We start from the raw sequence: 18419 nt of genomic DNA, 5'->3' as shown, positions 1-18419 counted from the left end.
GGGGGAGACGATAAAATTCGGATTCGTCGAGCCTGCCCGCCGCATCAACCCTGCAATCCACCATCGATCACGGAGACCCGATCATGCTCATCCCGGTAGCGAAGCTGCGAGCACGATGGAGATTGTGCGCCGCGGTTGCGGCCACCACCGTCACGCTGCTTGCAGTGCCTCATATGGTCGATGCGCAGATCGTGCAGGGGGTCGAGCAGGGCGCGCGCGAAGGCAACAAGGCTGCCGGACCGGTCGGCGGGGTTCTCGGCGGAGCCATCGGCGGCGTGGTCGGGGTCGTGACCGGCGTGACCGGGGTGTTGACCGGCAACAACGGCAACCCCAATGCCGGCAACAGCAAGAACGCACAGGCGCCGGCGTCCGGTGACAAGCAGGGCGCTAAGGCCGCCAAATCGGCCAAGGCCGCCGCCAAGGACAAGGGCGCCAAACAAGCGCCGACGGTGCTGACCCAGGCCGGCGCACCGCAGCTCACGGCCGAACAGATCGTCGCCAACAGCGACGCCAACATCGAGCGGATCAAGAAGGAGCTCAACCTGACGCCGGAGCAGGAGAAGAACTGGGCCGGCTTCAACAGCGCGATGCACTATCTCGGCCACAATGGCGCGGACCGGCTCAACCTGCGCATTGCACGCGCGCAGCGAGATCCGCCTGACGACATCATCGAGCAGATGCGCAACGAGGCCCAGTTCCTCAACGATCGCGCGGTCGATCAGCGCGGCGTGGCGGACGCCGCCGAGCCGCTGTTTGCGAGCCTCGACGACAAGCAGAAGCAAATCTTCATCAACGAAATGGTTCGCCTCAGCCACGAGCGCGGGCTCGACTAAGCGCGAAGTGGGGACGAATAGCCGGGCCACCATGCCCTGGGGTAGGTTAAAGGCGCAGCACCCGGCTATTCTGCCGCAGCGGCGCGGCCCGGTTAATTCGTCATTCAATGTTGAAGAAAAACCGACCGGATCACGCCCGAGTGATGGCCGAGTCAGGGCCTTGTCGGGAACCGCTTTCGCAATGGGAAATATTGGCCGGCGCTTTGCGTCGGCGATTTGTTGAGCAGGGAAATCCGCTTCAGCTCTTGGGGAAGTTCAGCTCCACGCCGACGCCGTCGGGATCGTAGAGGAATATCTGGGTGTCGCCGGTGCGCGGCACGATCTGCTCGCGGAAGCTGATGTTGTTCGCCTGGAGGCGCTTGCGTACGGCATCGACGTCGGTCGCGGCAAAGGCGATATGGTCGAGACGACCGGTGTCCTCATATTTCTTCTCCGTCCCACGCACGACGATGCCGTCGCGTGGCTTGCGGGTGCCCATTAAATGGACGGCGGCCTGGCCGCCGGAATAGAGCCAGTAGCCGGGGAAATCGAGCGGCGGCCGATCGCCATTCTCGAGCCCGAGCACGTCGCAATAGAACGCCTTGGTCTTCTCCAGATCCTGCGGCTCGATGGTGAAATGCTGCAGTCCGCCCAATGGCATGGTTCTTCTCCCTGAGAATTCAGATCAGACGAAGCTGAGGTCGGCATCGACGCCGAGCATCCAGGCGCCGACGGTCTCGAAATGGCTCAAGCGTCCCTGCAGCTGCTGGGTCACGGTGTGGATGTCGCGGAAGCGGCGTTCCAGCGGATGGCCGTCGAAGATCGCGGTGGCGCCGGCCGTGCTGTAGGCGAAGTCGACGGCTTCCCGCGCCTTGTGGATGGCGTGCGTTGCCGCCATCCGGATCGTCATGCGCTGCGCGACCGTGATGCTGTGGCCGGCAACCAGGTCTTTCCAGATGTCCGCCATCGACTGCAGCAGGAAGGCGCGGGCGGCGCGCAGACTGACCTCGGCCTGGGCGAGGCCGGATTGCACCACGGCATTGTCGCGCAAGGTCGTCTTCATGCCGCGCGGCACCTTGTTGCGGGCGACGTCGACGAAATTGTCCAGTGCGCTGCGGGCGATGCCGCAGGCGACCCCGGCGAAACCGACCTGGTAGCAGGTGTGGTTGCTCATCCGGTACAGCGGCCCGTTCTCGCGGCACTCGCGGTCGAATTCGCGGGTGATCGAATGGTCCGAGCGGACGAAGAAGTCGTTGAGCGCGAACTGGTCGCTGGCGGTGCCGCGCAGCCCGACCGTGTTCCAGATGTCGGTCCATTCGACGTCCTCGGTCCGCACCAGCATGGTGCGCTCGAGCTGCTCGCCGTTGGCGTCGCGGCGCGGCGAGCCGTCCGCGGCGTAGATCGGGCAGTGGGCGCCGAGCCAGGTGGCGTGCCGCCCGCCAGACGCGAATGACCAGACCCCGCTGACGCGGTAGCCACCCGCGCATTCGATCGCCTTGACCTTCGGGCCGGGGCCCCAGGCCAGCACGGCGCGCGGGTCGGCAAACATCTCCTGCGCGACCGGCAGGTCGAGATAGGCGGCCGACATCGCGCAGCCGCCGGCCTGGCTCAGGCACCACGCCGTTGAGGCATCAGCCTTGGCGATGGTCTCGATGACATGGAAGAAGGTGACGGGATCGGTCTCGATCCCGTTGGTCGAACGCGGCAACAGCAGGCGGAACAGCCGCGCCTCATGCAGCCGGTCGAGCAAATCGGGCGGCAGCCGGCGGGTTGTCTCAATTTCGTCGGAGGCGGCCGCAACCACGTCCCGGACCGCCTCGGCGCGGGCGATCACGTCACGGTCGCCGGCAAGATCCGCAGAAGTCGTATTCATGTCCGCCTCCCTCAGGCGCGCCGGATCGTTGCGGAGGCCGCGACGTCAGCCGCCGCGTTGAGCTCCCGGTCGATCTGCTCGATCGATTTGCCGCGGGTCTCAAGCCCGAAGAACAGATAGACCGCGCCCGCCATCAGGAACCAGCAGCCGAGATAGACGAAGGCGGTCGGGATCTGGGTCAGCGGCACGTCCGGCTTGAGATAGTTGCTCGAGCCGACGATCAAGGCGAGGCCGACCGGCCCGATGATCTTGCCGATGCCGCCGAAGCCGTAGGCGGATCCCATGCCCGTGGTGCGCAGATGCGACGGCCAGACCTCCGCGGCATAGGGGCCGACGATCGCAAAGCCGCCGTCGGCGAAGAAGAAGGCTGCGCCGAGCAGCAGCCAGAACGCCGACATGCCGAACAGCGTCGCGTCGTAGTGATAGCCGGCAATGATGGTCAGCGCTCCGGCGCCGAAGCCGAGCAGGCCGCCGGCCACGCGCCGTCCCAATAGCTCCGAGAAATACGAGAACGAGAGGCGGCCGAGGAAGCCGGTGACGCTGAGCAGGATCATCATCTTGGCAGCCTCCTGCGGCGTGACCTTGAGCAGCAGCACGAACAGCGCGGGCGCCCATAGCGTGATGCCGTAGACGCCGGTCTGCGCGCCGGCATTGCCGAGCCAGGAGACGATCAGGCTGCGCGGATATTTGAACAGGTCGAACCAGCTCGTCTTGACGATCGGGCCGGCGTCGGCCGCGCTCGGCAAAGGCAGTTCCGATGGCGGCACCTCGAGCGCCCAGGCGAGCGACTTGCGGGCGTCGTCGTAGCGTCCCTGCCGGCACAGCCAGCGCGGCGACTCGGGAACCCAGAGCCTGACCAGCAGCACCAGGACCGCCGGCAGCACGCCGATCGCAAACAGCAGCCGCCACTGATCGGTGCCCATGATCGCGCCCAGCACCGCGCCAAGGCCGACGCCGAGCGGGATCACGCAGGTGACGAGGCCGCCGACCCAACCGCGCTTGTGCGAGGGCATGAACTCCTGCACCAGCGGCAGGTCGACGCAATACAGGCCGCCGACGCCGGTGCCGACGAAGAAGCGCAGGATCGCCAGGTAAACCCAGCCATTGTCGGGGGTGAAATAGAGCAGGCCGGTCGCGATCGAGAAGTTCAGCACCGTGCCGATGAAGACGATGCGGCGCCCGACGCGGTCGGCGAGCCAGCCCCAGAGATAGGCGCCGATGATGGCGCCGATGCCGGAACTCATCAGCACGGTGGCCGACTGGCCGAAGGTGAGCTTCCACGGGCCGATCAGGAAGGCGAGCACAAAGCCGATCAGGAAGTAGTCGAAGAATTCCAGCGCATCGCCGATGATGGCCGCGGCAAGGATCTTGATCTGGTTGCCGGTCAGAGTCGTCCGGCGATCGAGAATCTCGAACATGGCGCGTCTCCCCATGGCGCCTGTTCATTGTTGTTGGGAGCGTGCGTTGCGCCAGCGCATCGCCCATAGGATGAAGCTATCCTTGCGCCGTCGCGAACGGCAAGCCCGCACCGACGCGGGGCTCATCTGCACGGACGCGATAAGCAATCCGGCTTACTGCTGCGCACAAATCGTAGTGCGAAAACCCGAAGTGGGCGGCACCAGCCGTTGACTCCGGCAATGCCGATCCCCCACGTTTGGGTACACAAAGCTTGGGGGGCAGGCCGGGTGGACGAAAAGCGCAAGCATCCGCGAACCGAGGTCAATGAACCCGGCTATGTCTCGTCGGGCGGTTCGGTCATGCATTGCACGATCGTGAACATTTCGCCGGAAGGCGCCGCCATCGAGGTCGAGAATCCGGCCTTCGTCCCGCACAGATTCCGCCTGATGATGGCCCGTGAGGCATCCGTCGTCTATGAGTGCCAGGTGATCTGGAGCAAGAAGACCCGGATCGGAGTGAGCTTCGTGGCGACCGCGTGAGCGCGGCGATCAGCAACTGTCCTAGCGGCGCGCCGGAGCCGCCTGGAATGGCCGTCTGCCGATTACGGACGGCGCGTTGCGCCGGCGGCTTCGTTCCGGGTCATGCGAAAATCCCTTGAACCCGTGTCAGCGCCACATGCCACGCATCCGGGCGCCGATGTCGATCGGCGGCGCGCGATTGGCGGTTGAGGCTTGCGCGGCGGCGGCGCGTGGCCAGGTGGTCCGCTCGAACATCGGCAGCAGTCGCTCCGGGATGAAGCGGGTCCGCGAGGCGTACATGTGGCGGTCGCCCCTGGCGGCCTGGCCGTGGACGAAGAAGCGCTGCGGCACCAGCAAATGCAGGTCGTCCTTGGCCCGGGTCATCGCGACATAGAGCAGGCGGCGCTCCTCCTCGAGTTCGGCCGAGGTGCCGGCACCGAGGTCGGACGGCATGCAGCCGTCGACGACGTTGAGCACATAGACCGATTTCCACTCCTGCCCCTTGGCGGAATGGATGGTCGACAGGATCAGGTAATCCTCGTCGAGCAGCGGCACGCCCGCCTGGTCGCTGGTCGCGTCGGGCGGATCGAGCGTGAGCTCGGTGAGGAAGCGTTCGCGTGACGGATAGCCGGCGGCGATCTGTTCGAGTTGGATGAGGTCGGCGCGGCGGACCTCGCTGTCTTCATGGATGCGATCGAGATGCGGCTCGTACCAGAGCCGCGCGCGCTCGATGTCGACGGGCCATTCCGAGTAGCGGAGGTTCTCGATCGCCTCGACGAACAGCCGCCAGTCGGCGCCGGCGCGGGGTGGGGCGGGCAGCGCTGCGAGCGCAGCAATCGGATCGGCGGCCTCGGCCATGCGGTCGAGTACGCGCTGTGCCGAGGCCGGCCCGACGCCGGGCAATAGATGCAGGATGCGAAAGCCCGCGACCCGGTCGCGCGGATTGGCGGCGAAGCGCAGCAGCGCCAGCATGTCCTTGACGTGCGCGGCGTCGAGGAATTTGAGGCCGCCGAATTTCACGAACGGAATATTGCGGCGAGTCAGCTCGACCTCCAGCGGACCGCTGTGCGAGGAGGTGCGGAACAGCACCGCCTGGTGCTTCAACAGCGTGCCTTCCTCGCGATTGGCCAGCACCTGCTCGACGATGTAGCGGGCCTGATCGGCCTCGTCGCGGACCGTGACCAGCAGCGGTTTGCGGGTCGAGGTGCGGTCGCTCCACAGGTTCTTGGTGAAGCGTTCCTTGGCGAGCGAGATCACGCCGTTGGCGGCCGACAGGATCGGCTGGGTCGAGCGATAGTTGCGGTCGAGCGTGACGATCTCGGCGGCCGGGCTGAACTGGCTCGGGAAGTCGAGGATGTTGCGCACGGTGGCGGCACGGAACGAATAGATCGACTGCGCGTCGTCGCCGACCACGGTGAGCCCGTGCCCGGCCGGCTTGAGCGCGAGCAGGATCGAGGACTGCAGGCGGTTGGTGTCCTGATATTCGTCGACCATGACATGATCGAAGCGGCCGCCGATCTCCTCGGCCAGCGCGCTGTCCGTCACCATCTGCGCCCAGTAGAGCAGGAGGTCGTCGTAATCGAGCACGTTCTGCCGCTGCTTGGCTTCGACATAGGCCGCGAACAGCTGCTTCAATTCACTGGCCCAGCCGGAGCACCAGGGGAAGAACTGGCCGAGCACGGCCTCGACCGGCAGTTCCGCATTCACGCAGCGCGAATAGATCGCAAGGCAGGTGCCCTTGGTGGGGAACCGGCTTTCGGTACGGGAGAAACCGAGATCGTGACGGACCAGGTTGATCAGGTCGGCGGAGTCCTCGCGATCATGGATCGTGAATGCCGGGTCGAGCGCGATACGCTCGGCGAATTCGCGGAGCAGCCGCGCGCCGATGCCGTGGAACGTGCCGGCCCAATTCAGCGCATCGGTCATGACGGAGGCGCGATCGCCGAGCACACGGCGGGCGATGCGCTCGACGCGGCCGGCCATCTCGGCCGCGGCACGCCGCGAGAAGGTCATCAACAGGATGCGGCGCGGATCGGCGCCGGCGACGATCAGATGCGCGACGCGATGGGCGAGCGTGTTGGTCTTGCCCGAGCCCGCGCCCGCGATCACCAGCAGCGGCGCGCCGACGATGCCATCGTCGCCGACCCCGTACTCGACGGCGCGGCGCTGCTCGGAATTAAGCGCATCGAGATAGGCCGTGTTGGCAAGATCAGGCACGAATCACCCCCAGGAAACGCCGGATGAAACGCTAACAGACATTGCGATTCAGTGGGGCAGGCGCAGCTGCGCGGACGCGGAGAAATTAGATTGACATTAACGCGCCGCGGCGCACAACCGCGCCATGGGTGACACTTCCAAATCCGACACGCCGCTGAAGGCGACATTCAAGGTGCGGCTGAATGGCGAGACGGTGACGCTCGCGACCGTCGGCCAGGCCTACCGCTTCATCAGCAATCTCAGCGCCGTCGAATGGATGGAGTTCCGCTCGCTGCACGACGACGCGCTGGCTGCGCTGGAGCGAGCCGCCGGCAACGCCATGCTGACCGTGCAGGCGACCAGCGCGCTGCGGGTGCTGTTCGTCCGCGCAAAATTGATTTGAAAAGAAATGGGCCGCCTTTGGCCCTCCGAGGCGGCCCGAGAGTGCGGCCGAAGTGCATGGTGCGCCCGGCCGTCGCGTGTACCGCCGTTACCTTGTTTGCGGCCATAACGACAAGGGCCGTACGCAACCACCGCCGATTCGGCTGTAGCTGCCGCGCCACAATCAGGAGCCGGCGTCGTCGACGAGGCGGTCATACACAAGCGCAGAGCGCATGTTGATCGTCGCGATCCTCAGGTAGCTGGGTTCGCGCATCGCGTTGTTGAACATCAGGATCGCCGTCTTCCAATAGCCGCGCTCGCGCTGATCCGCGTTCAGCGCTGACAGATAGTCCGCCGCGTCGCCAACCGTTGCGAGTATTCGCCCGTCCTTGAGCGTGATCGGGAACGCAAGCGGCGAGCGCTTCTCCAACTCGAGCACGAAAGACTTCCCCCCCAGATCAAGCAGCGGCAAAGCAGCAATAACAGAACAGACCCAGCTGCGCCGCTATATCAGAGCCTCAGGGGGGTGGCTCAGAACGAGTCCGCCAGCGCGATCTCCGCCCGGAGGGCGTCGATGCGCCGTTCGGCTTCCTCCGACGTCAAGTCGCGCGCGTACTGGTCCGGCTGATAAGCCTCCTCGGCCAGGCTCCTCAACCGCAGCGCCTGGGCGCGCGACATCAGACCGCCGAAGCGGTCCGCAACCCCGCCAAATCTCACCGCCGCTGTGCTCATGGTCCACCTCACTTGCCGGATCGTGACTTGACAATATGTTCTATTTTTGTTCTAACAACCCATGGACAACAAGATCAATGAAATTCGTCGCAGGATCAGCACTTTGCGGGCTGAGATGACCTTGATCGAAGCGTCGATCCGGGACCAGGTCAATCGCGACCTGGATTGCAGCGAAGCGTCATACCGGCTGATGGCGATGCGCGCAGAGGTCGCCGAGCTGATCGGCCGATGGAAAGCCGCCGGTGGCGGCGAGCGCCTCCCGACCGTTCGCGAGCGGCTCAGCCGAAGCTATGCGGATCGCCCGATTGCATCGGTCAAGGCGGACAAGGCCAGGCCGGACAAGCCTAAGCCCAAACCGGGCCACGCCAGGGTGTGATCCGGCCGCCCGGTCGAACCAGCGCGGACGCGCGCTTCGAGCGTAAATCGGGTTTCCGAGTCGGAACCTGAGCCGCAGGATCGGCATTTTCTTGTGGTGAGAGCCAACACCATAGCATTGCCCAGCGCCATGATCGCCGATCCGACCGCGCCACCGCGGGCATCGATGAATGACGATCGCAGCCCGCTGCTGACGCTGATCTCCTGCATCAGCTGCATCAGGACGATGCGGCTTGAGAGCAGCTATCCGGGCAGCGAGGGCAAGGACATCCTTCAATACCGCTGCGAACAATGCAGCCGCATCGAGCGGGTGCAATTGGTGCGGCGAAGCTGGCCGGCCGAACGCTAGTCCCACTCTGCGAAAAGTTACAATGCCGGGTCGGAACTTTTGGTTCCATTAGCGATTAAGTCACTCGGTTTGCGTCACAAATCGCGGTTTTGGCGTTTTCCCGCTTGAATCGATCAAGAGCAATCATTCTTATGGTCACACTGGCTTTTCCGAGTCTTTAGGATTCGTAAGCCAGTGCGTAGGGGAAATTACATGACCGATCTCGGTTCTCCGCCTCGTCCCCGTGCTGAAACACGCCGCGCTCAATCATCGAATGGAAGCCTCGATTCCTCGCACGATCTGCTGCAGTCCCTGCAGGCGATGCGCGGCGGCGATTTCTCGGTTCGGATGCGTGGCGATTACCTCGGTATCGACGGCAAGATCGCGGACGCCTTCAACGAGATCGCGACCGCCAACGAGCGCATGGCTCAGCAATTGGCGCGCGTCGGGCAGGTCGTCGGCCGCGAGGGGCAAACTCGCCAGCGCGTCAATTTCGGCCTCGCCAGCGGCGCGTGGGCCGATATGGAAAGCTCGGTCAACACGCTGATCGACGACCTCTTGTGGCCGACCCGCGAGGTCACCCGCGCGGTCGCCGCCGTGGCGCAGGGCGATCTGCTGCAAACCGTTCAGCTCGATGTCGAGGGCAGGCCGCTGCGCGGCGAATTCCTGCAATCGGCGAACATCGTCAACACGATGATCAAGCAGCTCTCGGTGTTCACCTCGGAGGTCACACGCGTGGCCCGCGAGGTCGGCACCGAAGGCAAGCTCGGTGGCCAGGCCCAAGTGCCGGAAGTGACCGGCGTCTGGAAGGACCTGACCGAGAGCGTCAACTCGATGGCCAACAATTTGACCGGCCAGGTCCGCAACATCGCCGAGGTGACGATCGCGGTCGCCAACGGCGACTTGTCGAAGAAGATCACGGTCGACGTTCGCGGCGAGATCCTGCAGCTGAAGGAGGCCATCAACACGATGGTCGATCAGCTGCGCTCGTTTGCTTCGGAAGTGACGCGCGTTGCGCGTGAGGTCGGCACCGACGGCAAGCTCGGCGGCCAGGCGATCGTGCCCGGTGTGGCCGGCACCTGGAAGGACCTCACCGATTCCGTGAACGCGATGTGCGGCAACCTGACCGCCCAGGTCCGCAACATCGCCAATGTGACCACGGCCGTGGCGCGCGGCGACCTGTCGCGCAAGATCACGGTCGACGTGTCAGGCGAAATCCTCGAGCTGAAAGACACCATCAACACGATGGTCGACCAGCTCAACTCGTTCGCCTCAGAAGTGACGCGCGTGGCGCGCGAGGTCGGCACCGAAGGCAAGCTCGGCGGCCAGGCCCAGGTGCCCGGCGTCGCCGGCACCTGGAAGGACCTGACCGACAACGTCAACTTCATGGCGTCAAACCTGACTGCGCAGGTCCGCAACATCGCCGACGTCGCGACCGCGATCGCCGGCGGCGACCTGTCGAAGAAGATCACGGTCAACGTGTCGGGCGAGATCCTTCAGTTGAAGGAAACACTCAACACGATGGTCGACCAGCTCAACGCCTTCGCGTCCGAAGTGACGCGCGTGGCGCGCGAGGTCGGCACCGAAGGCAAGCTCGGCGGCCAGGCCAACGTGCTCGGCGTCGCCGGCACCTGGAAGGACCTCACCGACAACGTCAACTTCATGGCCTCGAACCTGACCGCGCAGGTTCGCAACATCGCAGGGGTCACCACCGCGGTCGCCAATGGCGACCTGTCGAAGAAGATCACGGTGGACGTGCGCGGTGAGATCCTCGAGCTGAAGGACACCATCAACACGATGGTGGACCAGCTCAACGCCTTCGCCGGCGAGGTCACGCGCGTGGCGCGCGAGGTCGGCACCGAGGGCAAGCTCGGCGGCCAGGCCGAGGTGCGCGGCGTTGCCGGTACCTGGAAAGACTTGACCGACAGTGTCAACTCGATGGCCTCGAACCTGACGGCGCAGGTCCGCAATATCGCCGAGGTCGCGACCGCGGTGGCGAAGGGCGACCTGTCGAAGAAGATCACGGTGAACGTGTCGGGCGAAATCCTTCAGCTCAAGGAAACGCTCAATACGATGGTGGACCAGCTGAACGCCTTCGCGGGCGAAGTGACGCGCGTGGCGCGCGAGGTCGGCACCGACGGCAAGCTCGGCGGTCAGGCCGAAGTGCCCGGCGTCGCGGGCACCTGGAAGGATCTGACCGACAGCGTCAACTCGATGGCGGGCAATTTGACGGCACAGGTCCGCAACATCGCCGAGGTCGCGACCGCGATCGCCGGCGGCGACCTGTCGCGCAAGATCACGGTCGACGTGCGCGGTGAGATCCTTCAGCTGAAGGAAACGCTGAACACGATGGTGGACCAGCTCAACCGCTTCGCCGGCGAGGTGACGCGCGTCGCGCGCGAGGTCGGCACCGACGGCAGCCTCGGCGGCCAGGCCAACGTGCCCGGCGTCGCCGGCACCTGGAAGGACCTCACCGACAACGTCAACTCGATGGCCGGCAATTTGACCGCCCAGGTCCGCAACATCGCGGAGGTCACCACCGCCGTGGCGCGCGGCGACCTGTCGCGCAAGATCACGGTCGACGTGAAGGGCGAAATCCTCGAGCTGAAGAACACCATCAACACGATGGTGGACCAGCTCAACGCCTTCGCCGGCGAGGTCACGCGCGTCGCGCGCGAGGTCGGTACCGAAGGCAAACTCGGCGGCCAGGCCGAAGTGCCCGGCGTCGCCGGCACATGGAAGGACCTCACCGACAACGTCAACTTCATGGCGTCGAACCTGACCGCGCAGGTCCGCAACATCGCCGAGGTCGCGAGCGCGATCGCCGGCGGCGACCTGTCGAAGAAGATCACGGTGGACGTGCGCGGCGAGATCCTGCTGCTCAAGGACACCCTGAACACGATGGTCGAGCAGCTGCGCTCGTTCGCCGCCGAAGTGACGCGCGTGGCGCGCGAGGTCGGCACCGAGGGGCGGCTCGGCGGCCAGGCCGTGGTGCCCGGTGTCGGCGGCACCTGGAAGGACCTCACCGACAACGTCAACCTCCTGGCCGCGAACCTGACCACCCAGGTCCGCAACATCGCCGAAGTGACCACCGCCGTGGCGCGCGGCGACCTGTCGCGCAAGATCACGGTCGACGTGAAGGGCGAAATCCTCGAGCTGAAGAACACCATCAACACGATGGTGGATCAGCTCAACGCCTTTGCCGGCGAGGTGACGCGCGTGGCGCGCGAGGTCGGCACCGAGGGCAAGCTCGGCGGCCAGGCCGAGGTGCGCGGCGTCGCCGGCACCTGGAAGGACCTCACCGACACCGTCAACGTCATGGCGGCGAACCTGACGGAGCAGGTGCGCGGCATCGTCAAGGTGGTGACTGCGGTCGCCAACGGCGACTTGAAGCAGAACCTCACGGTGAAGTCGAAGGGCGAGGTGGCCGCGCTCGCCGACACCATCAACAACATGACCGAGACGCTTGCGACCTTCGCCGAACAGGTCACCAGCGTGGCCCGCGAAGTCGGAGTCGAGGGGCGGCTCGGCGGTCAGGCCAACGTGCCCGGCACAGCAGGCACCTGGAAGGACCTCACCGGCAACGTCAACCTGCTGGCGGCCAATTTGACCTCTCAGGTGCGCGCGATCGCGGAAGTGGCGACTGCCGTGACCAAGGGCGACCTGACGCGCTCGATCCAGGTCGACGTGCGCGGCGAGGTCGCCGAGCTCAAGGACAACATCAACACGATGATCGGCAACCTCCGTCTTACGACGGAGCGCAACACCGAGCAGGACTGGCTGAAGACCAATCTGGCCCGCTTCACCAACATGCTGCAGGGCCAGCGCGATCTTGCGACCGTCGGCCGGCTGCTGCTGACCGAGCTTGCGCCGCTGATCAATGCCCATATGGGCGTGATCTACCAGGTCGACAATCCCGAGAATGCGCAGCTGCGTTTGCTAGCGGCCTACGCCAGCGACAGCAGCAACCCGCATCCGCAAATCGTCCAGTTCGGCGAGGGACTGATCGGCCAGTGCGCGCTCGACAAGCGGCAGCGTCTCGTCTCGGATATTCCGGGCGATGCCGTACCGATCAATTCGGCCCTGATGCGGATCATGCCGAAGAACCTCGTCGTGTTCCCGGTGCAGTTCGAGAACCAGGTCAAGGCTGTCATCGAGCTGTCTTCGATCTCCTCGTTTACGACCTCGCAGATCAGCTTCCTCGAACAGCTCACCGACAGCATCGGCATCGTGCTCAACAGCATCGAGGCGACGATGCAGACCGAGGCGCTGCTGAAACAGTCGCAACAGCTCGCCGGCGAATTGCAAACCCAACAGAAGGAATTGCAGCAGACCAACGATCAGCTCGAGCAGAAGGCCCAGCAGCTCGCCGAACGCAACGTCGACGTCGAGCGCAAGAACCAGGAAATCGAGCAGGCCCGCCGCGCGCTGGAAGAGAAGGCGACCGAGCTGTCGCTGACCTCGAAGTACAAGTCCGAATTCCTCGCCAACATGTCGCACGAGCTACGGACGCCGCTGAACTCGATCCTGATCCTGGGCCAGCAGCTCACCGAGAATCCGGACGGTAACCTGACCGGCAAGCAGGTCGAGTTCGCCCGCACAATTCACGGCGCCGGTACGGATCTGCTGAACCTGATCAGCGACATTCTCGATCTGTCCAAGATCGAATCCGGTACGGTGACGGTCGATGCCGAGGAAATTCTGACGTCAAGTCTGCTCGAGACCGTCGGCCGGCCGTTCCGGCACGAGGCGGAGAACCGGCATCTGTCCTTCAGCATCGATGTCGATGCCAACCTCGCGCGCAGCATGGTCACCGACTCCAAGCGGCTGCAGCAGGTGCTGAAGAACCTGCTCTCGAATGCGTTCAAGTTCACCGCCGATGGCGGCGTCAGCCTGACCGTGTCGGCCGCGCTCGGCGGCTGGAGCGCGGAGCATCCGATCCTCAATGCCGCGCCCGCCGTCGTGGCGTTCGAGGTGTCGGATACCGGCATCGGCATTCCCCAGGACAAGCAGAAGCTGATCTTCGAGGCGTTCCAGCAGGCCGACGCCGGCACCAGCCGCAAATACGGCGGTACCGGTCTCGGCCTTGCCATCAGCCGAGAGCTGGCGAGCCTGCTCGGCGGCGAGATTCATCTGCGCAGTGCGCCCGGCAAGGGCTCGACCTTCACGCTCTATCTGCCGCTGAAATATGCCGGACCGTCGGTCGCATTGCGGCCGCAGGCTCAGCCGATACAAATGCCGCACACGGCGGCGCCGTCGCTGCAGTCATCGTCCGGTACCCAGGAGCGTGTGATCGAGCAGCTGCCGGATGACCGGCTCAATCTCGAGCCCGGCGACACCATCCTGCTGATCGTCGAGGACGACCCGCATTACGCGCGGGTGCTGATCGACCTCGCGCGCGACAAGGGCTTCAAGGTGCTGGTCGCAAGCCGCGGCGCCGAGGCGCTCGATCTCGCCAAGCAGTTCCAGCCGAGCGCGGTCTCGCTCGACGTCTTCCTGCCCGACATGCTGGGCTGGACCGTGCTCAGCCAGCTCAAGCACAATCCGCTGACCCGTCACATTCCAGTCCAGATCATCACGCTCGACGAAGATCGCCAGCACGCGCTGGCGCGCGGCGCGTTCTCTTTCGTCAACAAGCCGACCACGACCGAAGGCGTCAGCGCGGCGCTGTCGCAGATCAAGGAATACGCCAGGCCGCGCCGCAAGCGCCTGCTGATCGTCGAGGACAATGCGGCCGAGCAGCTCAGCATCACCGAACTCCTCGGGCACGAGGATATCGAGATCGTGACCAGCGGCACCGGGGCAGGGGCGCTGTCGACGCTGCGCGAAAATCCCTGCGACTGCGTCGTGCTCGATCTGCGCCTGCCCGACATGAGCGGTTTCGAGGTGCTGGATCAGATCCGCAAGGACGAAACGCTCTCCAATATTCCCGTTGTCGTGTTTACCGGCCGGGAACTTTCGGCCGAGGAAGATGCGGAACTGCACACGATGGCGCGCAGCATCGTCGTGAAAGGCGTGGAGTCGCCGGAGCGTCTGCTCGACGAAACGTCACTGTTCCTGCACCGTGTGATCACGGAATTGCCCGTCGAAAAACAGAGGATGCTGGAGAAGCTCAATAGTTCCGACGAGGATCTGATTGGCAAGACCGCGCTCCTGGTCGACGACGACGCCCGCAACATCTTCGCGCTGTCGAGCGTGCTGGAGCGGCGAGGTATGAAGGTGTTGACTGCGACAACCGGTCACGAGGCGATCTCGCTGGTCGAGTCCAATCCCAAGATCGCGGTCGTGCTGATGGACATCATGATGCCGCAGATGGACGGTTACCAGACCATCGGCGCGATCCGGCAAAACCCCGCCTTTGCGCGGCTGCCGATCATTGCGCTGACCGCAAAGGCGATGAAGGGCGACCGCGAGAAATGCCTGGAGGCAGGCGCATCCGACTATCTGGCGAAACCCGTGAACACCGAGCAATTGCTGCTGGCGATCCGCATGTGGCTGCACCGCTGATCGGCGATCGAACATGATGGACCATGAAAAGGTAAATATCCTTCTGGTCGATGACCAGCCGGCGAAGCTGCTGGCTTACGAGGTCATCCTGAAGGAACTCGGCGAGACGCTGGTCCCGGTTTCGTCGGGCCGCGAGGCGCTCGAGTTCCTGCTCAAGAACGAAGTCGCCGTGATCCTGGTCGACGTCTGCATGCCAGAGCTCGACGGCTTCGAGCTCGCCGCGATGATCCGCGAGCATCCGCGCTTCCAGAAGACCGCGATGATCTTCATCTCGGCCATCCAGGTCAGCGACATCGACCGGCTGCGCGGCTATGAGATGGGCGCGGTCGACTACGTCCCGGTGCCGGTCGTTCCGGAAGTGCTGCGCGCGAAAATCCGCGTGTTCGCCGAGCTCTACCGCAAGACGCGGCAGCTCGAACGCCTCAATGCCGAGCTCGAGGACCGGGTGCGTGCGCGCACCGCCGAGCTCGAGCAGTCGACCACACGGCTGGTCGAGAGCGAAGCGCGCCGCAGCATGGCGATCGCCGCAGGCAAGATGGGCTCGTGGGACTGGGACTGGGTCAACGGCGACTGGATGTGGGACGAAGGGCAGTACAAGATCTTCGGCGTCGATCCGAAATCCTTCGCGCTGACGTCGGACAATATCCAGCAACTGTTTCATCCCGACGATGTCGAGGAACTGCGCGAAGCCTGGGCCGGGTTCGGCAAGGGACAAACGTCCTATGAGGCCGAATTCCGCGTCATGCGGCCTGACGGCGAGGTGCGCTGGTGTGTCGGCACGGCTGCTGCCACCAGCGACCGGAACGGCAGGGTGGTGCGGGTCAGCGGCGTCACCGTCGACATCACCGATCGCAAGAAGGCCGAGGAACGGCAGAGCCTGTTGACCCGCGAGGTCGACCATCGCGCCAAGAACGCGCTCGCACTGGCGCAATCGATCGTACGGCTGACGCGCGCGCAGAACGTCACCGCCTATGTGCGGGCGGTCGAGGGCCGGATCACGGCGCTGGCGCGCGTGCACACCGTGCTGTCGCTGTCGAGCTGGCAGGGCGCCGAGATCCGCCGGCTGGTGACCGAGGAGATCGCACCTTATTCCGAAGCCGGACAGATCCAGATCGATGGCGCGGAGGTGCAGTTGCAGCCCGCGACCGCGCAGACGTTGGCGCTGGCGCTGCACGAGCTCGTCACCAACTCCGCCAAATACGGCAGCCTGTCGGTGTTGCCGGGCCGGCTCGCGATTACCTGGGAAGTGCAGGACGAGACGCTGATCCTGGCCTGGGTGGAGTCCGGCGGGCCTCCGGTGACCAAGCCGAAGCAGAAAGGTTTCGGCACGCGAAGCGTCATCGCCAGCATCGAGACCCAGCTCGGCGGCCGGGCTGACTTCGATTGGCGCGCCGAGGGCCTGATCTGCCGGCTCACGGTTCCTCTCAAGGCGATGGCTGGAGAAACCGCGGTCTATCCCGACCTGTCGGCGGCCGCCCAACGCAAGCCGATGGTCAGCTCCAGGGTTTGATCCCGCGCCCATCGATCATCAAGCCGGGTGATCCGACGCGCAGCGCCTCCAACGACAACGACGCAGACGACATTGTGACCGCAGCCGGCGGTCGAACCGCGCTATGAACTCTGCAACTGACGCAGACATCGCCCGAGGAGCACATGCCGAAGACGAATCTGGCCGGCGCAGGTCTGTCGGTCATTCTCCTCGCAGCCGCGATCGGTATCGGAGCGGCGGCGGCCGAGCCGGTCCTGAAAGGCACGGAGGCGTTCGGCGACTGGCAGCGCGACAGGCCGGGCACGGTGCGGCTGATCACCCCGCAAGACTTGCCCAGACCGGGGGCAACGGCCTCCAGCAGCAATGCGTCACGCGTTGTGCAGCGACCCGCCTCGGCATTGCCGCAGGTGCCGGCGGGGTTCAAGGTCGAGCTGTTCGCGAGCGGGCTGAGCGGACCGCGGACCATCCGGACCGCGCCCAATGGCGACATCTTCGTCGCGGAAACCGGTCCGGGCCGCATCCGCGTCCTGCGCAGCGCGGACGGCGCCGCAAAGGCTGCAAACAACGAGGTCTACGCAAGCGGACTGAACCGGCCGTTCGGCATCGCGTTCTTCCCGAACGGCGACAATCCGCAATGGCTCTATGTCGCCAACACCGACAGCGTCGTGCGCTTTGCCTACCGCAACGGTGATCTCAAGGCGTCTGGAGCGCCCGAGACGATCGTGGCCCGGCTGCCGCACGGCTACGGCCATTCCACGCGCGACATCGTGTTCACGCCGGACGGCAAGCGGATGCTGGTGTCGGTCGGATCCGCGGGCAACGCAGGCGAGGGCCTCGGCCGGCCCCCGGAAGGTATCGAAGCCTGGAGCCGCGACCACGCGCTTGGCGCGGCCTGGGGCGCCGAGACCGATCGCGCCGCCGTGCTTGCGTTCGATCCCGACGGCAAGAACCAGAAACTGTTTGCGACGGGTATCCGCAACTGCGTGGGCCTCGCGATCCAGCCGGGCAGCGGCACGCCATGGTGTTCGACCAATGAGCGCGACGGCCGCGGCGACAACCTCGTGCCTGATTATGTGACCCGGATCCGCGAAGGCGCGTTCTACGGCTGGCCCTGGTATTACATCGGCGCCAACGAGGATCCCGCGCATGCCGGCGAGCGGCCCGACCTGAAGGACAGGGTGACGGTTCCTGACGTCTTGTTGCAGGCCCACTCGGCCTCGCTTGGCCTGACCTTCTACACCGGCAGCAGCTTTCCGCCCGAGTATCGCGGCGATGGCTTTGCTGCTGAACACGGCTCGTGGAATCGGTCGAAGCGCACCGGCTACAAGGTCATTCGCATCAGGTTGAGGGACGGCGTGCCGACCGGCGAGTACGAGGATTTCGTCACCGGCTTCGTCGTCGGCGACAACGAGGTCTGGGGCCGACCGGTTGGCGTGACCGTGGCGCGCGACGGTGCTCTGCTGGTCTCCGAAGACGGCAACGGCACGATTTGGCGGATCAGCCACGAGTAGCCGTTCTGTCGGACGCCGCTACCCCAAGCCGTCCTTGAGGCCGTATTCCTCATAGATTGTCAGCGGATTGGTATCGGGAAACAACCGGCACTTCGCCTGCGCCAGATGCAGCGTGACGGCGCCGGCCTCGCACCGCGCAGTCAGAATCTTCCGGACATCCTCCATATGCGCACGCGGCTGGTGCTTCGACGGCAACTGTTCCAGCGCAACCAGCGCCGTGGCCAGGGCCTCGGTGACCACCCACTCGTCGTGTCCGGTAATTCCCTTCCGCGGCATCGCCACACCCTCCGTCGCACCGG

Annotated in this window: 15 protein-coding genes; 8 read left to right on the top strand and 7 right to left on the bottom strand. The window is 65.1% G+C overall.

Features of this window, described 5'->3' with window-relative positions; translation table 11 throughout:
• Nucleotides 1-83 precede the first annotated feature (83 nt).
• Nucleotides 84-833, top strand: coding sequence for a Spy/CpxP family protein refolding chaperone (locus ACTUWL_RS33865; RefSeq protein WP_021082225.1), 750 nt, complete (start codon nucleotides 84-86; stop codon nucleotides 831-833).
• Nucleotides 834-1071: 238 nt separating this feature from the next.
• Here ACTUWL_RS33865 and ACTUWL_RS33860 read toward each other — a convergent pair whose 3' ends face one another.
• Genes ACTUWL_RS33860 through ACTUWL_RS33850 form a run of 3 tightly spaced genes read right to left on the bottom strand, consistent with a single transcriptional unit; the run spans nucleotide 1072 to nucleotide 4103 of the window.
• Nucleotides 1072-1473, bottom strand: a complete 402-nt coding sequence (locus ACTUWL_RS33860) for a VOC family protein (RefSeq protein ID WP_021082224.1) — start codon at nucleotides 1471-1473, stop codon at nucleotides 1072-1074.
• Nucleotides 1474-1497: 24 nt separating this feature from the next.
• Nucleotides 1498-2685 carry an acyl-CoA dehydrogenase family protein gene (locus ACTUWL_RS33855; RefSeq protein ID WP_021082223.1) on the bottom strand — a complete coding sequence of 396 codons (1188 nt, stop codon included), beginning with the start codon at nucleotides 2683-2685 and terminating at the stop codon, nucleotides 1498-1500.
• 11 nt (nucleotides 2686-2696) lie between these two features.
• A complete protein-coding gene (locus tag ACTUWL_RS33850; RefSeq protein ID WP_021082222.1) occupies nucleotides 2697-4103 on the bottom strand; it encodes an MFS transporter in 1407 nt (468 codons plus the stop codon).
• A gap of 267 nt (nucleotides 4104-4370) precedes the next feature.
• Here ACTUWL_RS33850 and ACTUWL_RS33845 point away from each other — a divergent pair, with 267 nt between their 5' ends.
• Complete coding sequence (locus tag ACTUWL_RS33845) at nucleotides 4371-4622, top strand: PilZ domain-containing protein (RefSeq protein ID WP_021082221.1); 252 nt, start codon at nucleotides 4371-4373, stop codon at nucleotides 4620-4622.
• Between the two features lie 126 nt (nucleotides 4623-4748).
• Here ACTUWL_RS33845 and ACTUWL_RS33840 read toward each other — a convergent pair whose 3' ends face one another.
• Nucleotides 4749-6818: an ATP-dependent helicase gene (locus tag ACTUWL_RS33840; protein ID WP_021082220.1), complete on the bottom strand. Its 2070-nt coding sequence runs from the start codon at nucleotides 6816-6818 to the stop codon at nucleotides 4749-4751.
• Between the two features lie 124 nt (nucleotides 6819-6942).
• On the opposite strand from ACTUWL_RS33840, the gene ACTUWL_RS33835 reads away from it, so the two are divergent.
• Nucleotides 6943-7200 (top strand): hypothetical protein, encoded by a 258-nt coding sequence (locus ACTUWL_RS33835; protein ID WP_021082219.1) that lies wholly within the window; start codon nucleotides 6943-6945, stop codon nucleotides 7198-7200.
• A gap of 162 nt (nucleotides 7201-7362) precedes the next feature.
• On the opposite strand, the gene ACTUWL_RS33830 is transcribed toward ACTUWL_RS33835, so the two are convergent.
• Both ACTUWL_RS33830 and ACTUWL_RS33825 read right to left on the bottom strand, forming a co-directional pair.
• Nucleotides 7363-7650 (bottom strand): hypothetical protein, encoded by a 288-nt coding sequence (locus ACTUWL_RS33830; protein WP_206117325.1) that lies wholly within the window; start codon nucleotides 7648-7650, stop codon nucleotides 7363-7365.
• 59 nt (nucleotides 7651-7709) lie between these two features.
• Nucleotides 7710-7910, bottom strand: coding sequence for a DUF3072 domain-containing protein (locus ACTUWL_RS33825; protein ID WP_021082217.1), 201 nt, complete (start codon nucleotides 7908-7910; stop codon nucleotides 7710-7712).
• 61 nt (nucleotides 7911-7971) lie between these two features.
• Here ACTUWL_RS33825 and ACTUWL_RS33820 point away from each other — a divergent pair, with 61 nt between their 5' ends.
• The 5 genes from ACTUWL_RS33820 (at nucleotide 7972) to ACTUWL_RS33800 (ending at nucleotide 18120) form a co-directional block, all read left to right on the top strand.
• The gene (locus ACTUWL_RS33820) at nucleotides 7972-8286 is read left to right on the top strand and encodes a hypothetical protein (protein WP_021082216.1); all 315 of its coding nucleotides are present in this window, start codon (nucleotides 7972-7974) and stop codon (nucleotides 8284-8286) included.
• A 165-nt stretch (nucleotides 8287-8451) separates the two neighbouring features.
• The gene (locus ACTUWL_RS33815; protein WP_291734934.1) at nucleotides 8452-8634 is read left to right on the top strand and encodes a hypothetical protein; all 183 of its coding nucleotides are present in this window, start codon (nucleotides 8452-8454) and stop codon (nucleotides 8632-8634) included.
• Between the two features lie 192 nt (nucleotides 8635-8826).
• Nucleotides 8827-15120, top strand: coding sequence for a HAMP domain-containing protein (locus tag ACTUWL_RS33810; protein WP_415027985.1), 6294 nt, complete (start codon nucleotides 8827-8829; stop codon nucleotides 15118-15120).
• A gap of 16 nt (nucleotides 15121-15136) precedes the next feature.
• Nucleotides 15137-16630 (top strand): sensor histidine kinase, encoded by a 1494-nt coding sequence (locus ACTUWL_RS33805; RefSeq protein WP_035653334.1) that lies wholly within the window; start codon nucleotides 15137-15139, stop codon nucleotides 16628-16630.
• A gap of 143 nt (nucleotides 16631-16773) precedes the next feature.
• Nucleotides 16774-18120, top strand: a complete 1347-nt coding sequence (locus tag ACTUWL_RS33800; RefSeq protein ID WP_021081917.1) for a PQQ-dependent sugar dehydrogenase — start codon at nucleotides 16774-16776, stop codon at nucleotides 18118-18120.
• A gap of 18 nt (nucleotides 18121-18138) precedes the next feature.
• Here ACTUWL_RS33800 and ACTUWL_RS33795 read toward each other — a convergent pair whose 3' ends face one another.
• A complete protein-coding gene (locus ACTUWL_RS33795; protein WP_021081918.1) occupies nucleotides 18139-18396 on the bottom strand; it encodes a hypothetical protein in 258 nt (85 codons plus the stop codon).
• Nucleotides 18397-18419: the final 23 nt, after the last annotated feature.

It is taken from the genome of Bradyrhizobium sp. WCU1 (assembly GCF_053474805.1).
Note: the sequence above shows the minus strand (reverse complement) of the source record. Positions and strands in the feature narration are given on the sequence as shown.

Coding starts and splice junctions, on each gene's coding strand:
- ACTUWL_RS33820 (WP_021082216.1), top strand. CDS start 7,972: ATGGACAACAAGATCAATGAAATTCGTCGCAGGATCAGCACTTTGCGG.
- ACTUWL_RS33825 (WP_021082217.1), bottom strand. CDS start 7,910: ATGAGCACAGCGGCGGTGAGATTTGGCGGGGTTGCGGACCGCTTCGGC.
- ACTUWL_RS33810 (WP_415027985.1), top strand. CDS start 8,827: ATGACCGATCTCGGTTCTCCGCCTCGTCCCCGTGCTGAAACACGCCGC.
- ACTUWL_RS33850 (WP_021082222.1), bottom strand. CDS start 4,103: ATGTTCGAGATTCTCGATCGCCGGACGACTCTGACCGGCAACCAGATC.
- ACTUWL_RS33835 (WP_021082219.1), top strand. CDS start 6,943: ATGGGTGACACTTCCAAATCCGACACGCCGCTGAAGGCGACATTCAAG.
- ACTUWL_RS33865 (WP_021082225.1), top strand. CDS start 84: ATGCTCATCCCGGTAGCGAAGCTGCGAGCACGATGGAGATTGTGCGCC.
- ACTUWL_RS33815 (WP_291734934.1), top strand. CDS start 8,452: ATGAATGACGATCGCAGCCCGCTGCTGACGCTGATCTCCTGCATCAGC.
- ACTUWL_RS33855 (WP_021082223.1), bottom strand. CDS start 2,685: ATGAATACGACTTCTGCGGATCTTGCCGGCGACCGTGACGTGATCGCC.
- ACTUWL_RS33860 (WP_021082224.1), bottom strand. CDS start 1,473: ATGCCATTGGGCGGACTGCAGCATTTCACCATCGAGCCGCAGGATCTG.
- ACTUWL_RS33805 (WP_035653334.1), top strand. CDS start 15,137: ATGGACCATGAAAAGGTAAATATCCTTCTGGTCGATGACCAGCCGGCG.
- ACTUWL_RS33800 (WP_021081917.1), top strand. CDS start 16,774: ATGCCGAAGACGAATCTGGCCGGCGCAGGTCTGTCGGTCATTCTCCTC.
- ACTUWL_RS33795 (WP_021081918.1), bottom strand. CDS start 18,396: ATGCCGCGGAAGGGAATTACCGGACACGACGAGTGGGTGGTCACCGAG.